Genomic DNA, 2,022 nt, shown 5'->3' on the forward strand with positions numbered 1-2,022 from the left:
CTTCTTGGCGGGCTCTTTCAGCACACGCCTCCCTGGAGCCCCCGGGTAACCGCGCTGCGGGTTGAGTTTGGCAGGCGGCAATTGTAATCAAAATCAAGCTCGCGGCTGCGCCCCAACACCAACAGGCCGGCTGACGCCAGCTTGGCAATTGTAGGTGTTCCAACGCGTACTGCATCTCCCCTCCTACTCTTCCCTAATGCTGACCCGCACCGCTGTTGGTGCACCGCGTTCTGCTTCTCTTTGAAGGTAAGGGCGCATGATGCGACCCCCCACCGATGGCGGTAGCATAGGCCTTGGCCTAAGGGCGCAAGCAAGATACCGAAGTTCTCCGTTCTCGGCTCCACGACCAAGGTGGGTTCTGCTCCAACAACCGCATGTGCCGGTGCATGGTGCAACCGCTATCGGCGAGGTGAGTGGCGAGCCATGCGAGCACATGGGCGAGCCAGGCTTGCGGATCGACATCGTTGAGCTTGAGGGTCTCGATCAGGGATAGATGGCGGCGGCACCCTCGCCTCCCTCATCGGAGCCCGCGTGGATGCACGAATGAGCGTCCCGAGACATGGGTGACAAAACGTTCCGGACACATGGGTAACACCTCCCGCCAGGCATGCCTGGCGGGAGGTGTTGAATGCCCTGGAAGGAGTGTTCGGTTATGGAAGAACGTCTGCGTTTTGTCGCTCGGCGACTCGACGGGGAAGCGATGAGCGACCTTTGCCGGGAATTCGGCATATCGCGTAAGACCGGCTACAAGATCTTTAATCGCTTCAAAGAGTATGGGGCCAAGGCATTCACGGATCGCTCACGTCGACCGGTCCGCTACGCTAACCAGCTGCCCCCACAAATTGAGACCCTGATCGTCAATTTGAAGGGAGATAAGCCGTACTGGGGAGCCCGTAAGATTCGCGAGCTCCTGGTGAGGAAGCTCAATGGCGATATCCGGGTACCCGCCAACAGCACCATCCATGCCGTCTTACATCGCCATGGTCTGGTCAAGGGACTGCGGCGGCCGCGTCGTCGCGCCCAAGGTACCGAGCTCTCGGCCGGTCTTGCTCCCAACGATCTGTGGTGTGTGGACTTCAAGGGAGAGTTCAAGCTCGGCAATGGTCGCTACTGCTATCCCCTGACCGTCACCGATTACGCCTCACGCTTCCTGTTATTGTGCGAAGCGCTTGAATCCACACGGGAAGTTACCGCTATCGAAGCCTTCGAGCATCTCTTCCGGGAACGCGGCTTACCGCAAGCCATCAGGTCCGATAATGGGGTGCCTTTCGCCAGTCCCAATGGCTTGTTCAACCTCTCAAAGCTCTCCGTGTGGTGGCTCCGGCTCGGTATCGATATCGAGCGTATCAAGCCGGGGCATCCTCACCAGAACGGCCGCCACGAGCGCATGCATCTCACCTTGAAGAAGGAGACGATCCGGCCCCCCGGAACCAACTATCTCCAACAGCAGGCGCGCTTCGATAGCTTCATCAGCGAGTTCAATAACGAGCGGCCTCACGAGGCTTTGGTGATGAAGTGCCCAGCCGAGGTCTACTCGGCTTCACAACGACCCTACAGCGGCCTTCCAGACCTCGTTTATCCGCTGCACGATCGCGACCTGCTCGTGACCGCCTGCGGGCGTCTGTGCATGTATCGCAAGAAGATCAATATTTCGACCGCACTTGCCGGTCAGCGCCTCGGTATCAAGGAGGTCGATGATGGCATTTGGCTCGTCAGCTTCATGAGATATGATCTGGGCTTCATCGACTTGGAGCAGAGGACTTTGCAGCCCCTCGACAACCCGTTCGGCCCGAGGTTGTCACCCATGTCTTAGGAACGAATTGTCACCCATGTGTCCGGTCCGGACATGAGTTTATTGGCGCGCCCGGAAGGAGTTGAACCTCCGACCCCCAGATTCGAAGTCTGGTGCTCTATCCAGCTGAGCTACGGGCGCAGCACGCACCAATATAGCCCATGGCGACTGCAAGGGAAGCATTCGCCGCGTCTGAGCTTTCTCGTCGCCTTGGCCACGCGCGCGGATCG

The 2,022-nt window shown here is 59.0% G+C and carries 1 protein-coding gene, 1 tRNA gene and 1 pseudogene; 1 reads left to right on the forward strand and 2 read right to left on the reverse strand.

Annotation, left to right across the window (positions count from 1 at the left end; genetic code table 11):
• Positions 1-298: 298 nt before the first annotated feature.
• A pseudogene (locus JOZ76_RS36375) lies at positions 299-537 on the reverse strand (transposase domain-containing protein); the annotation flags it as partial.
• Positions 538-628: 91 nt separating this feature from the next.
• On the opposite strand from JOZ76_RS36375, the gene JOZ76_RS36380 reads away from it, so the two are divergent.
• On the forward strand, positions 629-1,813 hold the full coding sequence (locus JOZ76_RS36380; protein ID WP_291706200.1) for an IS481 family transposase: 1,185 nt from the start codon (positions 629-631) through the stop codon (positions 1,811-1,813).
• 43 nt (positions 1,814-1,856) lie between these two features.
• Here the strand turns inward: JOZ76_RS36380 and JOZ76_RS36385 are convergent.
• Positions 1,857-1,933: transfer RNA gene (locus tag JOZ76_RS36385), tRNA-Arg, on the reverse strand.
• Between the last annotated feature and the right edge of the window lie 89 nt (positions 1,934-2,022).

Origin of the sequence: Bradyrhizobium sp. (assembly GCF_019244115.1) — a bacterium.
GTDB lineage: Bacteria > Pseudomonadota > Alphaproteobacteria > Rhizobiales > Xanthobacteraceae > Bradyrhizobium.